The sequence below is a fragment of the Azoarcus sp. DD4 genome (assembly GCF_006496635.1).
Classification (GTDB): Bacteria; Pseudomonadota; Gammaproteobacteria; order Burkholderiales; family Rhodocyclaceae; genus Azoarcus.
Genome location: NZ_CP022958.1, coordinates 1,157,984 through 1,176,574, shown reverse-complemented (window position 1 = coordinate 1,176,574; position 18,591 = coordinate 1,157,984). Strand labels below are relative to the sequence as shown.

Here is an 18,591-nt window from a genome sequence, read left to right as displayed (position 1 = left end):
GACGAGGCGGACTTCAGGCGGCGGCCACTCGCCGGGAGAAGGCTCAGTTGCCGCCCTCGCCGTCCTGCTGCTGGATCGTGACCGGACGGGCGGGCACGACAGTGGAAATCGCGTGCTTGTACACCATCTGGGTGACGGTGTTCTTCAGCAGCACAACGTACTGGTCGAAGGATTCGATCTGGCCTTGCAGCTTGATGCCGTTTACCAGGTAGATCGACACCGGCACGTGCTCGCGGCGCAGGGTATTGAGAAACGGGTCTTGTAAAAGTTGGCCCTTGTTGCTCATCGTTGAACCTCTATAGTTGTGTTTTTATGAATGTATAGGATTTCATGCTGCACCGCCACATCGACGGCGCGCAATCCAGCCTTGGTGTGGAAAGGGTCCTGGACAATCAGGCTTTCGTCGCGTAGGGATTGTGCGCGGTCCGGAACTGGATCCGCAAGGGCGTCCCCTGCAACTTGAACGCTTCCATGAAGGTCCGCTCGAGGAAGCGCACGTAGGAGTTCGGGATATTGTCGAGTGCGTTGCCGTGGATGACGATGACCGGCGGGTTCATGCCGCCTTGGTGCGCATAGCGCAGTTTGGGACGAGCACTGCCGTGACGCGGTGGCGCCTGTTTGGCGACCGCCGCCTGCATGGTCCGAGTCAGGCGCGGCGTCGACAGATTGGACATCGCCGCGGCATAGGCTGCATCCACCGATTTCAGCAGACCGGCGATACCCTCGGCACGCAAGGCCGAAATCTGATGGAAGCGGGCGAAGGACAGAAAGGCGAGCTTGCGTGCCATGTCTTCCTTCAGGCGATCGCGCCGGTAGTCGTCCACCGCATCCCACTTGTTGATCGCCACCACCAGGGCACGGCCGGTATCGAGCACGAAACCGGCAATATGCGCATCCTGGTCGGAGATGTCCTGCGCCGCGTCGAGCACCAGGACAACCACGTTAGCCTCCTGGATCGCCTGCAGGGTCTTGATCACCGAAAATTTCTCGACCGCTTCGAAAACCTTGCCGCGCCGCCGCAAACCTGCGGTGTCGATAAGCGTGTACTGCTTGCCGCCGCGCTCGAACGGGATCGCGATCGCGTCGCGGGTCGTGCCCGGCATGTCGAAGGCAATCACCCGCTCTTCGCCGAGCAGGGTATTCACCAAGGTGGACTTGCCGACATTGGGACGACCGACGATCGCCACGCGCGGGCCGCTGTCCGGCCCCGCTTCCGCCTCGTCATCGGACGGAAAGGGAGCGAGGACGAGTTCGACCAGGGCCTTGATCCCATCGCCATGGGCTGCCGAGACAGGCAGCGGGGCACCAAGCCCGAGCGCGTGGAAATCGGACGCAACGATCGCGCGGTCCAGCCCTTCAGCCTTGTTGACCACCACTACGACCGGGCGGCCCGCACGGCGCAGGTGGGCGGCAATCTGCTCGTCATGCGGCGTGCGACCGGCACGGCCATCAACCAGGAACAGCAGCACGTCGGCCTCGGCAATGGCCTGCTCGGCCTGCCGCGCCATCTCGTGCATGATGCCGTCCTTGGCCACCGGGTCGAAACCGGCGGTATCGACCACCAGGTAATCGCGCTCGCCGACGCGGCCGACGCCGTAGTGGCGATCGCGGGTCAAACCCGGCTGGTCGGCCACCAGGGCATCACGTGTCTTGGTCAGTCGGTTGAACAGCGTCGACTTGCCCACATTGGGGCGTCCGACGAGAACGATGGTGGGTTTCACGTCTGCAGATCCGCCTTAACGCACTTCATAGGCGACCACGTCGCCGGACCGCGTCTGCACCACGAAACCGCGGCCATGGGCACGCAGGTCCGCCGTGATCGCGCTGCTGTCGGCACGCGCACGGGCGGCGAAGGCACCATCCTCGCGACGCAGCAGATGCACGTAACCTTCCAGATCGCCAACTGCGACGTAATCACCCACGATCAGCGGACGCGAAACGGCACGGCGCGCCAGCGCATCCTGTTTCCACACGCTCGCCCCGCTGTAGACGTCGAGCGCCTGGACCGCGTCCTTGTCGTCCGTAATCACGGCGAAGCGGGTGTCGCGATCCATGCCCACGCTGCTGGAAAAATCGCGCGCCCACAACGCATTGCCATTGCTCGCGTCGAAGCAGGCCGCCCGTCCCTGGTACGTTACCGCGCAAACCTCGCGCCGCCCGACCACCGGCACGCCGGCGACATCGGCCACCCGTTCGAGCTCGGTCGAACCACGCGGCAGGGCGACGGTCAGCTCCCACAGGGCGCCGCCATTGGTCAGATTCACAGCGACCAGCTTGCCCCCGGGAAATCCCGCCAGAGCGACGCCACCTTCGACCACAACGCCGGAAAAGCTGCGCAGGGCAAGCGGCGGATTGCTGCGCTGGTACACCCAGCGGCGACTGCCATCCTTGGCACTGAGCGCGATCAGACGCTGATCGGACGCCCGCACGACGACCAGGTCGTCGTTCACCGCCGGCGCCGCCAGCACCTCGGCACCCACCGGCGAACGCCAGCGCTCGCTGCCGGTGGCGGCGTCATAGGCGATCACCACGCCGGCGACCGTCACCACCACGGCCAGCTTGCCGTCGCTGCCGACGCCGGCCGACAGCTTCGCGTCGGCGTCGGCACGCCAGACCTCGCGCCCGCCTTCGATCCGGGCGACCTTGCCCTTGTAGCTTGCCGCATAGACGCTGCCACCGGCCACCGCCGGGTAGAACACGTAAGCGCCGGAATCACCGATATCGACGCTCCAGGCAGCGCGCAGGTCCGCCGAAGTCTGGACATCGACAAGCTTTGCCGGTTTTGGCGCACTGCTGGCAAAAGGATTGAGCGACGAGCAGCCCGACGACAGGGCGATCGCGGCGATCAGCGGCAAGAGACGCAGGGAGCACAATTTCATCGATCAACCTTCCAGCGATTCAAGTTTGACACGGACCACTTCGCGCAAGGTCGATGCCTCCTCGCCCGCAGCGGTGAGGGCATCGAGCGCAGCCTGATAGGCAACGCGCGCCTCGGCAGGCTTGCCCTGGGCAGCGAGCACGTCGCCGCGCAGGTCTGCAAACCGGGCGAGATGGGCTTTGTCGGGATCGGGCTGCAAGCGCGCGAGCGCCTGGTCGAACGCGCCCTGTTGCAGCAGCACGGCAGCCAGCCTCAGACGCGCAATGTCGCGCAACGCGGCATCGCCGCCCTTCTCCGCAGCCCACTCCAGGGGCGCACGGGCATTGTCGAGATCATCCTTACCGAACTGCACGCCGGCCGACACCAGCGCCCCCAGCTGGGCATACGCAGTTCCACCGTACTGGTCGATGAGCCTGCCAGCAAGATCGCGCGTCTTCTGCGCGTCCTGCTGGGCAGCGGCCTGCTGTACCGCGAAGTACAGCGCGCCGGCGTCGGCCGCCTGACGGGCCTGATACCAGCGCCATCCCTGCCAGCCGACCGAGGCGACCGCGACAGCCACCGCAATCGCCGTAACGAACTTGCCGTACTGCGCCCACCACGCCTTGAGCTCGGAGATCTGCTCCTGCTCTTCCAGGTCATACACCGCCATTGTCACCCTCATCGTCTGCATACAGGAGTGCGCCCACCGCTTCCGGCAACAGCTCCAGACTCACCCGCTGCTGACCGCCGGGGCCGCGCAGGGGCTTGATTCCGACTTCACCGACGGCGGCCTCATCGTCGCCGATCACCACGGCAACCGGCGCGCCGCTACCGTCGGCCTTTTTCATCTGTGACTTGAAACTGCCACCACCGCAATGCAGGACAGCGGCAAACCCGTGGCCGCGCAGGGCCTCCGCCGCGCGGAAAGCCAGGCGCTGCGCGGCATCGCCGAGGTGCACCAGATACACGTCCGGCACCATGCGCTCGGCCTCGCCGCCACTTTCACGCCACAGGGCAAGCAGCCGTTCGACCCCCATCGCGAAACCGGCCGCCGGCTGGGGCTTGCCGCCGAGCTGCGAAACCAGCCCGTCGTAACGCCCACCGGCGCAGACTGTTCCCTGCGCGCCCAGACGGGTCGTGACCCACTCGAACACCGTACGGTTGTAGTAGTCGAGACCGCGGACCAGCCGGTGATTGATGCGGTAGGGAATACCTGCATCTTTCAGGAAGACCTGCACCGCCGCGAAATGCGCGCGGCTCTCGTCGCCGAGGTATTCCGCGAGCTTGGGTGCAGCTTCGACCACTGCCTGCAATTCCGGGTTCTTCGTATCCAGAATGCGCAAGGGATTGGTATAAAGGCGACGCTTGCCGTCATCGTCGAGCTTGTCCTGGTGCTGCTCCAGGTAGGCGATCAAGGCCGCACGGTGCTGACCACGTTCCTCGGCCGAACCGAGCGAATTGAGCTCGAGGCTCACATCCTCGAGGCCGAGGTCGTCCCACAAGCGCGCGCACATCATGATGTGCTCCGCATCGATGTCGGGGCCGGCAAAGCCCAGCGCCTCGACGCCGATCTGGTGGAACTGGCGGTAACGGCCTTTCTGCGGACGCTCGTGGCGGAACATCGGGCCATGGTAGTAGAGCCGCTGAGGCCCCTGCCCGGTCACCAGATTGTGCTGGATCGCCGCGCGCACGCAGGACGCCGTACCTTCCGGCCGCAGCGTCAGGTTCTCGCCGTTGAGCGCGTCCTCGAAGGAGTACATCTCCTTCTCGACGATGTCGGTGACTTCACCGATCGCACGCTTGAACAGCGGCGTCGGCTCCACGATGGGCATGCGGATCGGACGGTATCCGTAGCTCTTCAGCCAGTCGCGGACAATGTCTTCGAAGTGCTCCCAGATTTCGGCCTCGTCGGGCAGGATGTCGTTCATCCCGCGCACGGCCTGCAGCGTCTGACTCATCGGTATGTTCGGTTTATCCGGTTTCGGTGTTGCGGGCCTCAGCCCGGCTTTCTCGGGTACTTGGTGGCCACGTAGTTGTCTACGATGGCTTTGAATTCCGCGGCGATGTTGTCACCGCGCAGGGTCACCGTCTTCTCGCCGTCGACGAACACGGGCGCGGCCGGGCTCTCGCCGGTGCCGGGCAGCGAGATGCCGATGTTGGCATGCTTGCTCTCGCCCGGCCCGTTAACCACACAGCCCATCACCGCCAGCGTCATGTTCTCGACGCCGTCGTATTGTTCGCGCCACGACGGCATCTGCTCGCGCACATAGCCCTGGATGCCGGAGGCAAGCTCCTGGAAGAAGGTGCTGGTGGTGCGCCCGCAACCCGGGCAGGCCGTCACCATCGGCGTGAACGCGCGCAAGCCCATGGTCTGCAGGATCTCCTGTGCGACCACCACTTCCTGCGTACGACTGCCGTTCGGCTCGGGCGTCAGCGAGATGCGGATGGTATCGCCGATACCCTCCTGCAACAGCACCGACAGCGCCGCGGTCGAGGCGACGATGCCCTTGCTGCCCATGCCCGCCTCGGTCAGACCGAGATGCAGCGGGTAGTCGCAACGCGTCGCCATGTCGCGATAAACCGCGATGAGATCCTGCACGCTCGACACCTTGGCCGACAGGATGATGCGATCGCCGGACAGGCCATACTCTTCCGCCTTGGCCGCCGACTCCAGCGCCGACACTACCAGCGCCTCGCGCATTACGGCGCCGGCATCGCGCGGCTCGGCGCGGTTCGCGTTCTCGTCCATGATGCGGGCGAGCACCGACTGGTCCAGGCTGCCCCAGTTGACGCCGATGCGCACCGGCTTGTCGTACTTGCAGGCCATCTCGACGATGGCAGCGAACTGAGGATCGCGCTTGGTGCCGGCCCCGACGTTGCCCGGATTGATGCGCAGCTTGGCGAGCGCCTCGGCGCACGCAGGGTTGTCCATCAGCAGCCTGTGGCCGTTGTAGTGGAAGTCGCCGACCAGCGGCACGTCCATGTTGAGCGCCAGCAGGCGGTCACGGATATGGGGCACGGCCTTGGCGGCCGCTTCGTTGTTCACCGTGATGCGAACCAGCTCGGAGCCCGCACGCGCCAACTCGGCGACCTGCATGGCGGTGCCGAGCACGTCGGCGGTGTCGGTGTTGGTCATGGACTGCACCACGACGGGTGCGTCCGATCCGACAAGGACGCGGCCGATGCGCACCTGACGCGTCGGTCGCCGACCCCGCGGACCAAAGGACGGAAGACTCTGGATCATGTCATTGCACCTTCAAGCGCGCCACAGTCCCACGCGTATGCGACTGAAGGTCGATCTCGCGGCCATTGAGTTCGAGGCGGACATCCTTGGCATTGCCAACCACCAGTGCAAAAGGCGGACGGCCCTGCACGTTGCGCGAACTGCCGGCGGAACCGAGGCCCGAATAAACCACGGTACCGGCAGCATCACGGACCTCGACCCAGGACTCGCCGGCAAAGCGGAACGTCAACTGCGGCGACTCAGAGTCGGGTACGGCCTGTGCTGCTCCGTCGGTGGCTGGTGCGGCTGCCGGTTGCGGCACCTGCGGCACAGCCGCAGGGGGCGGCGCCGACGGGCTGAGCGCCTGCGACTCGACTATCGGCTGCGGCACAGCCATGCCCGGAGTCGGCGCCACGGCGTCGGTAGGGGCGGGAGCGGGCGGTGCGACCACGATGGGCTCAACGGCAACGTCGCCACGTGGCGGCATCTCCGGCTCGCTTTGCGTATCGCCCGTAAGGCTTGCCGGCGGTTCGGTCTGGAACCAGTCGAAATACCAACCCGCGAGAACAGCAAGAAGCAGGAACACCGCGACGATCGCGGCCGGACCGGAAGCATTGCGGCCGTGCCCGCCTCCCGACGGCATGTCACCGTCGGCGTTGGAGACCGGTGCGAGCTCCACCTGCGCCGCCACAGCCCCCTCGTTCAGTGCTGCGAGCAAGGGCGCGGGATCGATGCCCAGGTGGCGGGCGTAGTTGCGCATGAAGCCACGCACGAAGGCAGGCCCGGGCAGCGCATCGTAGTCGCCCCGCTCCAGCGCCTCGACCTGACGCATCGACAGCTTGAGCGTCTGCGCGACATCGGACTGCGACTCGCCCCGCGCCTCGCGCGCCGCCCGCAGGCGGTCGCCCGGCGACATCGCTGCACCGGCCACCACATCGGCAGACACGGCGATCTGTTCGGTGTTGCTCACTCGTACTTCCCTTGCGACATCAACTGATATTCCGGCGAACTGGCGAAGCGGCTGCGCAACTGCGCTGCGTAGCTCGCCTCGCCGTCGCGATTGCCCAGGCGGCGCTCGGCACGCAGCCCCAGCCAGGCCGAAGCCGGGGATGGGCCACGGAGCTGATGCAGCCGGATCAGCTGACTGCGCGCGCCCTCGAAATTGCCCTTGCGATAGGCGATGGCCGCCAGCTGATACAAGGCTTCACCGTTTTGAGGATCGGCCTGGAGGGCATGCGTGAACTGGACCTCGGCCGCGCCATCCTGCTTCAGCCGCAGATGGCAGAGTCCGGCATTGGTGTAAGGCCGCGTCGCGTAGCGATAGTAGGGATTGCGCGCGGCAGCGGCGAGCCGCTCTATCCCTTCCTGCTCGCGGCCCTGCGTGCAGAGGAACCAGCCATAACTGTTGTTGAAATCGGGATCCCCCGGCGCCCGCGACAGCGCCTGCTCGAAGTTCTCGCGAGCCGCAGCGACATCGTCGATCGCCATGTAAACCAGCGCGCGCAGGTGATAGGCCGGCGGATATCCGGGGCTGTCGTTCAGCGCGATGCCCGCCTCGTCGAGTGCGACATCGTTGCGCCCGACGTCGAAATAGGCGACGCCGAGATCCACATGCACCTTGGCGCGTCCTTCCGCCGCATTTGCCGGCGGCAGTTCCGACCACGGCCGGCTGGCGCCCGCGCCCGACCCTGACGGCATCGGCGTCACACAACCGCCGAGCAGGGCCATCAGCATCAACGCCAGGGGCGCAAGTCTACGCATCATGAACGAATCTCCATCGACTGCTTGAGGCGCACCGTGCGCCGGGTCTTGTCCTGAACCTGCCCCGCCAGCTGACCGCAGGCGGCGTCGACATCGTCGCCGCGCGTCTTGCGCGTGGTGGTGACGATGCCAGCGTCAATCAGGATACCTGCAAAGCGGCGGATGCGATCCGCCGGAGAGCGCAGAAAACCGGAGTTCGGGAAGGGGTTGAAGGGGATCAGGTTGAATTTGCACGGTACGTCGCGCACCAGCGCGACCAACTCACGTGCATGCACATCCTGGTCGTTCACCCCGTCCAGCATCACGTACTCGAAAGTGATGAAATCCCGCGGCGCACGATCGAGGTAGCGCTGGCAGGCTGCCATGAGTTCGCGCAACGGATATTTCTGGTTGATCGGCACCAGCCGGTCGCGCAACGCGTCGTTCGATGCATGCAGCGACACCGCCAGCGCCACCGGACACTCGTCGCGTAGGCGATCGATCGCCGGCACGATACCCGAGGTCGACACCGTGACCCGCCGGCGCGACAAGCCGTAGGCGTGATCGTCCAGCATCAGCCGCAGTGCGGTGACGACGTTGTCGAAATTGGCCAGCGGCTCGCCCATGCCCATCATCACCACGTTGCTGATGATGCGGCCGTTGTCCTTTTCATCTGCTTCGAGATCCGCTGCCGCATCGCGCGCAGCGCCCAGCAGGTTGTTCGCCAGCCACAGCTGGCCGATGATCTCGCCCGCAGTAAGGTTGCGGTTGAAACCCTGCTTGCCGGTGGAACAGAAAGCGCAATCGAGCGCACAGCCGGCCTGCGAGGAAATGCACAGCGTGCCGCGGTTGGTCTCGGGGATGAACACCGTCTCGACCGCATTGGCATTGCCGACATCGAGCAGCCACTTGCGCGTGCCGTCACTCGACACCGAATCGCGCACCGGCACCGGCGGGCGGATCACCGCGATGTCCTTGAGCTTCGCGCGCAACGACTTGGCCACGTCCGTCATCTGGTCGAAATCGCTGCAGCCTTCGCGATGCATCCAGCGCATCACCTGGCGGGCGCGAAAGGGTTTCTCGCCCAGCCCGGCGAACCAGGCGACGAGACCGTCGACATCGAAATCAAGCAGATTGACCGGGATATTCATGTTTGCCTCCAACGCAAACGGCCCGCCCGCGCGTTTCGCAGTGAAACTACCGCGAAGCGGGCGCGACGGGCCGTCAGGATGGACCGCTCAGCGGGAATAAACGTTCATGCCCGGGAAGAAGAAGGCCACTTCCACGGCGGCGGTTTCCGGCGCATCGGAGCCGTGCACCGCGTTGGCGTCGATGGAATCGGCGAAGTCGGCGCGAATCGTGCCCTTGTCGGCCTTCTTCGGGTCGGTGGCGCCCATCAGCTCGCGGTTCTTGGCAATGGCGTTCTCGCCTTCCAGCGCCTGGATCATGACCGGGCCGGAGGTCATGAAGGACACCAGATCCTTGAAGAAGGGACGTTCCTTGTGCACGGCGTAGAACTGGCCGGCTTCCTGCTCGGACAGGTGCACCATCTTGGCAGCGATGATCTTCAGGCCAGCAGCTTCGAAGCGGGAATAGATCTGACCGATCACGTTCTTGGCGACGGCGTCGGGCTTGATGATGGAGAGGGTGCGTTCGATGGCCATGGAAAAACTCCGAGGGTGTTTGACAAAACGCGGAATTTTAGCAGGTTTACGCTACACCTCGGCGACAGCCTGTAACAGGCCGCGCCTCAGGCGCTGGCCCGGCCGCTTTGCTGGCGCAGCCAGCCAATCACCAGTGGCATCAGCGACAGCACGATGATGCCGATGATCACCACCGAAAGGTTGTTCTTCACCACCGGCAGGTTGCCGAACCAGTAGCCCGCCATGACCAGCGGCCCGACCCAGAGGGCGCCGCCGAGTACGTTGAAGCTGAGGAAGCGGCGATAGTCCATCTCGGCCATGCCGGCGACGAAGGGCGCGAAGGTGCGGATGATGGGCATGAAGCGGGCGATCACGACGGTCTTGCCGCCGTGCCGTTCGTAGAACGCGTGAGTGCGCTCCAGGGCCTTGCGGTTGAAGAAGCGGCTGTCCGGCCACTGCGAGATCCTGTTGCCGAAACGCCGCCCGATCGCGTAATTGAGCGAATCGCCCAATACCGCGGCAACGAAGAGCGACGCGATCAATACCGCCGGATCCATGCCGCCGCCCGCCGCCAGCGCCCCTGCCATGAACAGCAGCGAATCGCCCGGCAGGAAGGGCATCACCACCAGGCCCGTTTCGCAGAACACGATCAGGAACAGGATGGCGTAGATCCAGTTGCCATAGTCGGCCAGCAACTCGGCGAGATGGCGGTCGAGGTGGAGAAAGAGATCGATGAAGGAGGCGAGGATTTCCATGGAACGCCTGAAGGAGAATTTGGTGTGATCTTACCCGAGCAGGCCAGCATCGACAGCCGCGCGATACACCGCGAAACACCCGGAACGAAAAAAGCCCGGCTCTAGGCCGGGCTTTCTTAACGCCAGGACTTCAACACCGCGCTACATCATGCCCAGCGTTCTGGGCAGCCACAGCGAGATCGCCGGCACGTAGGTCACGAGCACCAGGAACACCAGCATGGACAGCAGCCACGGCCACACCGCCACCGTCAGCTCGGTAATGCCCATCTTGGTGATGCCGGACGCCACATAGAGATTGAGACCGACCGGCGGGTGACACATGCCGACCTCCATGTTCACCACCATGATGATGCCGAAATGCACCGGATCGATACCGAGTTTGATCGCGATCGGGAACAGGATCGGCGCCAGGATCAGCACGATGGACGACGGCTCCATGAAGTTGCCGGCGATCAGCATCAGGATGTTGGCCATGATCAGGAAGCCGATTACGCCGACACCGGTGCCGATCATGAAGTCGGCCATCTGCTGCGGAATGTTCTCGTGCGTCAGCAGGAAGGAGAACAGCACAGCATTGGTGATGATGTAGAGCAGCATCGCGCTCATGTTGGCGGAGTTCAGCAGGACCCTGGGCACATCCTTCATGCTCAGATCCTTGTAGACGAACACCGCCACGAAGAAGGCGTAGGCCGCACTCATCGCTGCCGCCTCGGTCGGGGTGAAGATGCCGGTGTAGATACCACCCATCACCACCACGATCAGGAACAAGCCCCAGGCCGAATCCTTGAAGGCCTTCGCGCGCTGCGCCCAGGTCGCCTTCGGCATGCGCGGGTAGCTGAAGCGGCGCGCACGGTTCCAGGTGACAAAGCCGAGGAAAGCCGCCAGCAGCAGGCCCGGAATCACGCCCGCCATGAACAGCGCACCCACCGAGGTGTTGGTGGACACGGAGTACATGACCATCACGATGGAAGGCGGGATCAGGATGCCGAGCGCTCCCGAGGTGGTGATGACGCCGGCGCCGAACTTGTTCGGAAAGCCTTGCTTCACCATCGCCGGCAGTAGAATGGCACCGATCGCCACCACGGTCGCCGGACTCGACCCGGACACCGCAGCGAACAGCGCGCAGGCAAGCACGCCGCCTAGACCGAGACCACCATGCCAGTGACCGACCATGGCCGTGGCGAAGTTGATCATCCGCCGCGCCACGCCACCGTGGGTGAGGAAGTTGCCGGCGAGGATGAAGAACGGGATCGCCATGATCTCGAACTTCTCGATGCCGGTGAACAGCTTCAACGCGACCGACTCGATCGGCACCTGTGTCATGGTGAAGAGGAAGGTCAACACCGTGAGGCCGAGCGAGATGGAGATCGGCATGCCCGTCAGCATGAGGACGAGCAGCAAGACGAAGATGATTGCGGCACTCATTTCTTGCCTCCCTGGTCGCCATCGCGACCTTCGCCGATCTGTTTGTGCTTCAGGTCGTGCGGATGCAGGTTGTCGCCCATGTCCAGATAATTGACATCGGTCGGCAGGTGCTCCTCGTCGATGCCGTCGACATGACCGTGATCATGGTGCGGCAACTCACCGGTCTTGATGAAGCCGACCATCACCTGCAGGAAGCGGAAGCACATCAGGTAGGAGCCCAACGGAATCGCGGAGTACACGACCCAGGTCGGCCATTCGAGGTCGGGCGTGGTCGGCCCCTCGTAGAGTTCGCCGACGTCCATGCCCAGCCAGGTGAGTATCTGGTAATGAGCCCCGTTCTCCAGCACGAAGGTCGCACCGAGCGTGCCAACGATACCGGTGAACAGCGCACCCGCGCCAAGGCCGATCACGATGAATTTGGAACGATTGCTCTCGGACAGACGGTTGATCAGCACATCGACACCAACGTGGATGCCGGTACGCACACCGTAGGCTGCACCGAACTTCGCCATCCACACGAACATGATGATGGTCAGCTCCTGCGCCCAGCCCATGTTCAGCGACAGCAGCCAGTCCTGAACACCCGGAATGGCCCAACCTGAACCGTAACGATGCACGACCGAGAGAAAGATGATCGTGGTCGCCGCACCCATGAGGAAGGTGATGAGCCACTCCTCAATATGGTCGAGAATTTTCAGCATGTGAGGTCTCCCGTCACAAAAAACGCCCGCAAGCGCGCGATCGGCTGGCGGGCGTTGTATGAATAGCGGGTGATTACAGCTTGGCCGGGTCGAAACCGGTTTCCTTGTAGATGGACTGGATCAGCTCGGCGCCGATACGCGACTCCATCTTCTTGTGTACCGGCACCAGCGCCTTCTTGAAGGCGAGACGCTCGTCCGCGCTCAGCTGGGTGACCTCGGTCTTGCCGGACTTCTTCACCAAATCCAGCGACAGGTCGTTCTCTTCCTTGGCGATCTTATTGGCGTACTCGGTCGACTCCTTCATCGCCTTCTCGAGCGAGGTACGCACGTTGGCCGGCAGACCGTCCCAGAACTTCTTGTTGGTGATGACCGCGTAGCCGAGGTAGCCATGTTCGGTCAGCGTCAGGTGCTTCTGCACCTCGTGCATCTTCTGGGTGTAGAGGTTCGAGATCGGGTTCTCGGTGCCATCGACCACCCCTGTCTGCAGCGCCTGGTAGACCTCGGAGAAGGCCATTACCTGCGGCAGCGACTTCAGCTCGCGCATCTGCTCTTCCAGCACCTTGGAGGACTGGATGCGCATCTTCTTGCCCTTGAGATCGTCCGGCTTCTTGATCGGCGTATTGGCGGAGAAGGACTTGAAGCCGTTGTCCCAGTAGGCCAGGCCGCGAATACCCTTGGGTTCGAGCTTGGAGAACAGCTGCTGGCCCACAGCGCCGTAGGTCACCTTGTGCAGGTCTTCGTAGTTGTCGAAGATGAAGGGCAGGTCGAAAACTTCGAACTCGCGCACGCCGAGCGGGCCGAACTTGGCCAGCGACGGGGCGAGCATCTGCACGGCGCCGAGCTGCAGCGCCTCCATTTCTTCCTTGTCCTTGTACAGCGTGCTGTTGGGGTAGACTTCGACCTTGACCGCGCCGGAGGTGTATTTCTCGGCGAGTTCCTTGAACTTGTCGGCCGCCTTGCCCTTGGGCGTATCCTGGGCAACGACGTGGCTGAACTTGATGACGATGGGGTCGGCTGCAGTGGCGGTTGCGGTCAGACCTGCGGCGACGAGGCCGAGCAGCAGTGCACGGATTTTCATTGATCTCTCCTCCAGATGAAGAATCTCGCATTGATTGCTTATTACCTGACGACGGCATTTTTCCGCCGTCCGGATCCCCCAGCTGCACACAGCGACCGGGGCATTCGCCAAGTATCGAGTCCCGCCGATCACTGCATCTATTGTGGAATACCGCAACGAGGCTTGCCGGCCAAAGATCGCAAGCGCCTAATCCCGGCACTCCAGGTCGCATCACCGCAGGGACAGCATGCCCACCTCCAACCCTAGCCCACAGCCCCGTCCGACCAGCAGCTGGCGTACACGCTGGGTGGCACGTCTGCCCTTCCTGACACTGGCGCTCTTTCTCGGAGCCATCGCCACGCTCGTCTGGCTGACGCGCGAGTACGACAAGGAAGAGCAACAGACCACGCTCATCACCGACGCGCTTTGGATGGAGCAGAACCTGCGTTTCCAGCTCGATCGCAACGAAGCGCAATTGCAGCAGATCGCGCCCGAACTGTTGCGGAACGGCCGTCTCGCCCCGCAGACCGAAGCCCAGCTGCGCCACTTGCTCAGCCAGGATCGCGGCCTGGTGCGGATGATCTGGCTGGACCACGAAGGCCGCGTGCGCGGCGCCATGCCGCCGCAGTCCGACGAACACCTGGTCGGCGAAAGCGCCGGTGCGGTTCCCTCCGGCGACGTCTTCCGCCTCGCGCGCGCGGTCGGTCGGCCCGTGTACGGCCCCGCCTACCCGGTGCTCGGCGACAAGACCCACTTCGAGGTGCACGTGCCGGCTTGGTCGGATGAAGGCTTCCTCGGCGTGATCGTGGGGGTCTATTCCCTGTCCGACCTGGTCGTGCGCGAACTGCCCTGGTGGTTCTCCGAGCGCTACCGCGTCGCAGTGCTCGACCCCGATGGCCGTGAAATCGCGGCCAAGTCCAAGGTCGCACCGCTGGAAGCCACCCACGGCTACACCATGGCCTTCGATCCGCCCGGCCATGGCCTGACGATGCAGATCACGCCCTACAAGGGCGAGACGCGCTGGATGCCGGTGCTGCTGTCCGCATCCATCGTGCTGCTGGGCACCATCATCGTGTGGAGCGTCTGGCAACTGCGCCGCCAGCTCGCCGCCCGCCAGACGGCCGAGCAGGCCCTGCGCGAAGAGTCCGCCTACCGCCGCGCCATGGAGGATTCGCTGATCACCGGTCTGCGCGCACGCGACCTCGAGGGCCGGCTCACCTACGTCAATTCCGCCTTTTGCCGAATGACCGGTTTCTCAACCGAGGAGCTGCTCGGGCGCAAGCCGCCCATGCCCTACTGGGATCCGGATCACATCGCAGAAACCCAGGCACTGCACGAGCAGATCATGGCCGGCGGCACGTCACCGGACGGCGTCGAGGTCCGCCTGCGGCGCAAGAACGGCGAGCGCCTGGATACCTTGGTGTTCGAGGCGCCGCTGATCGATGCCCACGGCCGCCACACCGGCTGGATGGGCTCAGTCCTCGACATCACCGAACAGAAGCGCGCCCGTGAGCTCGCCCTGCAGCAGGAGGAACGCCTGCAGGCCACCTCACGCCTGGTGACCATGGGCGAGATGGCGTCCACGCTCGCGCATGAACTCAACCAGCCGCTCGCCGCGATCGCCAGCTACAACAGCGGATGCATCAACCGGCTCGAGGCGGACCAGCTCGACCGCGGCGAACTGCGCGACATCCACGATAAGATCGGTCGCCAGGCACGCCGCGCCGGCGAGATCATCCGCCGGGTGCACGACTTCGTGCGCCGCTCCGAGCCGCGACGCGAGGCCATAGACCTCAACGCCGTGATCCGCGAGGCGCTTGGACTGATAGAGGCCGACGCGCGCAAGCGCCGCACCCATCTGGTCGCAGATCTCGCCACCGATCTCCCGCCGGTGCACGCCGACGCGGTGATGATCGAGCAGATCATCGTCAATCTGGTGCGCAACGGCATGGACGCGATGCGCGACACGCCCGACGCGCTGCGCACCGTACGCATCTCCACCCGCAGCGGCGGCAACGTGGTGACGGTGCGCGTCTCCGACCACGGCAGCGGTATCGACGCCGACACCGCACGCCACCTGTTCCAGCCCTTCTTCACGACCAAACAGGAGGGCATGGGCATGGGCCTGAATATCTGCCGCTCGATCGCCGAACTGCATCACGGCCGTCTGGGTTTTGAACCGGCCCCCGACGGCGGTACCATCTTCACCCTCACGCTCCCGGTAGACCCTACATGACACAGGCCTGCGCCCACATCATTGACGACGACGAAGCCATCCGCGACGCGCTGCAATGGTTGTTCAAGACGCGGACGGTGCCGGCCCGGGCCTGGGCAAGCGGCGAAGCCTTTCTGGCAGCCTGGCAACCCGACTGGCGTGGCTGCATCGTGCTCGACATCCGCATGGACGGCATGAGCGGGCTGGAATGCTTCGATGCGCTGCTGGAACGCGGCTGCCAGCTGCCGGTGATCTTCATCACGGGCCACGGCGACGTACCGATGGCCGTCGCCGCCCTGAAGAAGGGTGCCTACCACTTCATCGAAAAGCCCTTCAACGACAACGATCTGGTTGATCTGGTCGAGAAGGCGATCGCGCACGACGCCGAACAGCAGCGCGCGGTTGCCGACCGCGAAACCGTTGCCGCGCGGCTGGCAACCCTCACCGCCCGCGAGCGCGAGGTGATGGAGCTGATCCTGGAAGGCAAGTTCAACAAAGTGATCGCCGACGAGCTCGCGATCTCCATGCGTACGGTCGAAGCCCACCGCTCACGCGTTTTCGACAAGATGGAGGTACGCTCAGCGGTCGAACTGGCGCAGATGCTCACCACCCTGCGCAACTGATTACGGCTGCCAGTCCGGCACCACACCAGGCTCGTCCGGCCCGCAGCGAAACTCGGCTGCCACGCCGATCCCGCCTATCCAGGCGGTCGCGCCGTCGACTTCCAGCACCGGCAGGCGCGGCCGCATCCATGTCGGGATGCCGGCCTCCTGGCACAGGTTCTTGAAGCTTCTATTCGGCCGGCGCGCGTCGAGCCGCAGGCGCAAGCCGGGCCGGGGCGCCTGCAGGCTCAGCGAGGCGGCCGCATCGAGCCGCCCCCGCGCCAGCCCCTCACCGCGCGCCGGCCTGAATCCGATCATGCCCGCCCCCCAAGGCAGTTGCGGCTCGCCCCGCCACACGCAACTCGTCGGCGGCGCGTGCTCGGCCTGCTCCAGCCACACCCGCCCGCGGTAGGCGCAGCAGGCGACCTCACCCAACGGCAGGTAGAGCGGATGACGGGCGTCGACCGTCCCGAGCTGACGCAGCGCCTCGCCCAGCCGCGCTTGCGAAGGCATCGCCGCCCCGAGACGCCGCACCTGCCAGCGCAGCAGGTTGGCAATACGCGCCGGCGACAGGGCACGCAGGCGCTCACGATCCAGCATCGCACCGCCACATTCCTTTTCGTCGATTCCGGCGAGTACATCCAGCAGATCGCTCGCCTCACGGAAATGCCCTGCCGCCCGCGCCAAGGCCGGTACCGCAGCACCGAAGCTGCGCTCGATCGCCGGCAGCACCTGATGACGCAAGGCGTTACGGGAAAAACGGCAGTCGGCGTTGCTCTCGTCCTCGACCCAGCACAAACCCCGCGCGCGGGCATGCCGGAGGATCTCGGCGCGACGAAGTCCTAGCAGCGGTCGCAACTTGCCAGGCACGGCCGCCTGCGGCGGCTCGACCGCCGCCATCGCAGCCGCACCGTGCAAACCGGTACCGCGCAGCAGCCGGAACAGCAGGGTTTCTGCCTGGTCGTCCTGATGATGACCGAACACCAGCCAGTCGCAGGCCTGCGCCCGCAACGCGGCATGGCGCACACGCCGCGCTGCCGCCTCGAGCCCTGCATCGTCGTCGCGCGGGACGTCGACCCTCAGGACGGATACGGGCACCCCGCGTGCAGCGCACAGCCCGGTGCAGAAGTCCGCCCAGTCGTCCGCGTTCGGGCTGAGTCCATGATGAACATGTGCCGCGCTCAGCGAATACCCGAAGCACGCCCGGAGCTCCGCCAGCAGGTCGAACATCACGACGGAATCCACGCCGCCCGACAGTGCGCAGCACAAATGATTCGCCGGACCGATCCCCGCAGCAGACAGCACCGCGGCAACCGGTCCGGCGAGCGTGGATTCCATCACGGCAAGGGTCAGGCCGCGATTTCCTTGAAGCGACCGTAGCCCATCAGCTTTTCCATGCGCTGCTCGATCAGCTCGGCCGGCGACATCGAATCGACCTGGCGCAAGGCTTCGGCGAGCGCCCGCTTGAGGGTCTGCGCCGTCGCCCGGTAATCACGGTGCGCGCCGCCGACGGGCTCGTTCACCACCTTGTCCACCAGGCCGAGCGACTTCAGCCGGGCCGCGGTGATCCCCATGGTTTCGGCCGCCTCCGGGGCTTTCTCGGCGCTCTTCCACAGGATGGAGGCGCAACCTTCCGGCGAGATCACCGAGTAGGTGGAGTACTGCATCATCATGACCTGGTCGCCGACCGCAATCGCCAGCGCGCCACCGGAACCGCCCTCGCCGATCACCGTGCAGATCAGCGGCACCTTGAGTTCGGCCATCACATAGAGATTGTGGCCGATCGCCTCGGACTGGCCGCGCTCCTCGGCACCGATACCAGGGTAGGCGCCCGGCGTGTCGACAAAGGTAAACACCGGCAGGCCGAACTTCTCGGCCAGCTTCATCAGGCGCATCGCCTTGCGATAGCCCTCTGGCCGCGGCATGCCGAAGTTGCGCGCAATCTTTTCCTTGGTGTCGCGCCCCTTCTGGTGCCCGATGACGACGCAGCTCTGGCCGTTGAAACGGGCCAGACCGCCAACGATCGCCTTGTCGTCCGCATAGGCGCGGTCACCATGCAGTTCTTCGAAGTCGGTAAAGATGTGCTGGGCGTAGTCCAGCGTATAAGGCCGCTGCGGGTGACGCGCGACCTGGGCGATCTGCCAGGGGGTCAGCTTGGCGTAGATATCCTTGGTCAGCGCCAGGCTCTTGGCCTCGAGGCGGGCGATCTCTTCGGAGATATCGACCGCGGAATCGTCCTGAACGAAACGCAGCTGCTCGATCTTTTCCTCGAGCTCGGCAATCGGTTGTTCGAAATCCAGAAAGGTGGTCTTCATCCGACCGTCCCAGCAAAAAAATGAGCGACATTGTAACGCCTGCGGCGAAAAAGCCACC

18 protein-coding genes are annotated in these 18,591 nt (G+C 64.7%); 2 read left to right on the top strand and 16 right to left on the bottom strand.

Features of this window, described 5'->3' with window-relative positions; translation table 11 throughout:
• Positions 1-43: 43 nt before the first annotated feature.
• The 14 genes from hfq to CJ010_RS05550 all read right to left on the bottom strand — a co-directional run bounded on the left by hfq (position 44) and on the right by CJ010_RS05550 (position 13,422).
• Positions 44-286, bottom strand: coding sequence for an RNA chaperone Hfq (hfq, locus tag CJ010_RS05615; RefSeq protein ID WP_011764666.1), 243 nt, complete (start codon positions 284-286; stop codon positions 44-46).
• Between the two features lie 106 nt (positions 287-392).
• On the bottom strand, positions 393-1,721 hold the full coding sequence (der, locus tag CJ010_RS05610) for a ribosome biogenesis GTPase Der (RefSeq protein ID WP_141017127.1): 1,329 nt from the start codon (positions 1,719-1,721) through the stop codon (positions 393-395).
• Positions 1,722-1,736: 15 nt separating this feature from the next.
• A complete protein-coding gene (gene bamB, locus CJ010_RS05605) occupies positions 1,737-2,879 on the bottom strand; it encodes an outer membrane protein assembly factor BamB (protein WP_141017126.1) in 1,143 nt (380 codons plus the stop codon).
• 3 nt (positions 2,880-2,882) lie between these two features.
• Positions 2,883-3,527 (bottom strand): tetratricopeptide repeat protein, encoded by a 645-nt coding sequence (locus tag CJ010_RS05600; protein ID WP_141017125.1) that lies wholly within the window; start codon positions 3,525-3,527, stop codon positions 2,883-2,885.
• Positions 3,514-4,815: a histidine--tRNA ligase gene (hisS, locus tag CJ010_RS05595; protein WP_141017124.1), complete on the bottom strand. Its 1,302-nt coding sequence runs from the start codon at positions 4,813-4,815 to the stop codon at positions 3,514-3,516. Before hisS ends, CJ010_RS05600 begins: the two co-directional genes overlap by 14 nt.
• Before the next feature lie 38 nt (positions 4,816-4,853).
• Positions 4,854-6,101, bottom strand: a complete 1,248-nt coding sequence (gene ispG / locus CJ010_RS05590) for a flavodoxin-dependent (E)-4-hydroxy-3-methylbut-2-enyl-diphosphate synthase (protein WP_141017123.1) — start codon at positions 6,099-6,101, stop codon at positions 4,854-4,856.
• Position 6,102: 1 nt separating this feature from the next.
• Complete coding sequence (locus CJ010_RS05585) at positions 6,103-7,050, bottom strand: RodZ domain-containing protein (RefSeq protein WP_240794509.1); 948 nt, start codon at positions 7,048-7,050, stop codon at positions 6,103-6,105.
• The gene (gene pilW, locus CJ010_RS05580; protein ID WP_141017122.1) at positions 7,047-7,844 is read right to left on the bottom strand and encodes a type IV pilus biogenesis/stability protein PilW; all 798 of its coding nucleotides are present in this window, start codon (positions 7,842-7,844) and stop codon (positions 7,047-7,049) included. The genes CJ010_RS05585 and pilW overlap by 4 nt, the downstream gene beginning before the upstream one ends.
• Positions 7,841-8,971 carry a 23S rRNA (adenine(2503)-C(2))-methyltransferase RlmN gene (gene rlmN / locus CJ010_RS05575; protein WP_141017121.1) on the bottom strand — a complete coding sequence of 377 codons (1,131 nt, stop codon included), beginning with the start codon at positions 8,969-8,971 and terminating at the stop codon, positions 7,841-7,843. The genes pilW and rlmN overlap by 4 nt, the downstream gene beginning before the upstream one ends.
• A gap of 87 nt (positions 8,972-9,058) precedes the next feature.
• Positions 9,059-9,484, bottom strand: a complete 426-nt coding sequence (gene ndk / locus CJ010_RS05570; RefSeq protein ID WP_110523343.1) for a nucleoside-diphosphate kinase — start codon at positions 9,482-9,484, stop codon at positions 9,059-9,061.
• 86 nt (positions 9,485-9,570) lie between these two features.
• Positions 9,571-10,218, bottom strand: coding sequence for a DedA family protein (locus tag CJ010_RS05565; protein ID WP_141017120.1), 648 nt, complete (start codon positions 10,216-10,218; stop codon positions 9,571-9,573).
• Positions 10,219-10,359: 141 nt separating this feature from the next.
• Positions 10,360-11,643: a TRAP transporter large permease gene (locus CJ010_RS05560; protein ID WP_141017119.1), complete on the bottom strand. Its 1,284-nt coding sequence runs from the start codon at positions 11,641-11,643 to the stop codon at positions 10,360-10,362.
• Positions 11,640-12,344 carry a TRAP transporter small permease gene (locus tag CJ010_RS05555; RefSeq protein ID WP_141017118.1) on the bottom strand — a complete coding sequence of 235 codons (705 nt, stop codon included), beginning with the start codon at positions 12,342-12,344 and terminating at the stop codon, positions 11,640-11,642. The genes CJ010_RS05560 and CJ010_RS05555 overlap by 4 nt, the downstream gene beginning before the upstream one ends.
• A gap of 73 nt (positions 12,345-12,417) precedes the next feature.
• The gene (locus CJ010_RS05550) at positions 12,418-13,422 is read right to left on the bottom strand and encodes a TRAP transporter substrate-binding protein (RefSeq protein WP_141017117.1); all 1,005 of its coding nucleotides are present in this window, start codon (positions 13,420-13,422) and stop codon (positions 12,418-12,420) included.
• A 226-nt stretch (positions 13,423-13,648) separates the two neighbouring features.
• On the opposite strand from CJ010_RS05550, the gene CJ010_RS05545 reads away from it, so the two are divergent.
• The gene (locus CJ010_RS05545; RefSeq protein ID WP_205754903.1) at positions 13,649-15,637 is read left to right on the top strand and encodes a PAS domain S-box protein; all 1,989 of its coding nucleotides are present in this window, start codon (positions 13,649-13,651) and stop codon (positions 15,635-15,637) included.
• On the top strand, positions 15,634-16,239 hold the full coding sequence (locus CJ010_RS05540; RefSeq protein WP_141017116.1) for a response regulator transcription factor: 606 nt from the start codon (positions 15,634-15,636) through the stop codon (positions 16,237-16,239). Before CJ010_RS05545 ends, CJ010_RS05540 begins: the two co-directional genes overlap by 4 nt.
• Here the strand turns inward: CJ010_RS05540 and tilS are convergent, their stop codons facing one another.
• Both tilS and CJ010_RS05530 read right to left on the bottom strand, forming a co-directional pair.
• The gene (gene tilS / locus CJ010_RS05535; protein ID WP_141020583.1) at positions 16,240-17,556 is read right to left on the bottom strand and encodes a tRNA lysidine(34) synthetase TilS; all 1,317 of its coding nucleotides are present in this window, start codon (positions 17,554-17,556) and stop codon (positions 16,240-16,242) included.
• Between the two features lie 11 nt (positions 17,557-17,567).
• Entirely contained in the window at positions 17,568-18,533 is a 966-nt protein-coding gene (locus tag CJ010_RS05530) for an acetyl-CoA carboxylase carboxyltransferase subunit alpha (protein ID WP_141017115.1), read from the bottom strand.
• Positions 18,534-18,591: the final 58 nt, after the last annotated feature.